The following is a 413-nucleotide window of genomic DNA, read 5'->3' on the forward strand; positions in this document are numbered from 1 at the left end:
CTTAAGGACAATTGCAATGAATCTATAAATCTTGGACATACTGTTACTATTACTTTAGAAAGGGTGCGTGATTGGTATGGAAAAGGAAAATGTATTCAAATGGAAGCATTATCAGCCTGATATTATTTTGTTAACGGTAAGATGGTACCTACGGTACAACCTCAGTTTTCGTGATTTGGTGGAAATGCTAGAAGAACGGGGTTTATCCATTTCTCATACAACGATTATGCGTTGGGTTCATCAGTATGGTCCTGAATTGGACAAACGAATCCATCGTCACCTCAAACAAACAAATGACTCTTGGAGAGTCGATGAAACATATATCAAAGTAAAAGGTCAATGGATGTATCTGTATCGTGCTGTTGATTCGAAAGGAAACACAATCGATTTTTGCCTAGGCAAAACAAGAGACC

General features: G+C 37.8%; 1 protein-coding gene. It reads left to right on the forward strand.

Annotated elements, in window-relative coordinates; all coding sequences use genetic code 11:
* Positions 1 to 76: 76 nt before the first annotated feature.
* A partial coding sequence (locus tag LRP84_RS22390) for an IS6 family transposase (protein ID WP_230577085.1) occupies positions 77 to 413 on the forward strand: 337 nt, incomplete at its 3' end.

This window comes from Bacillus rhizoplanae (assembly GCF_917563915.1).
Taxonomy (GTDB): Bacteria; Bacillota; Bacilli; order Bacillales; family Bacillaceae_G; genus Bacillus_A; species Bacillus_A rhizoplanae.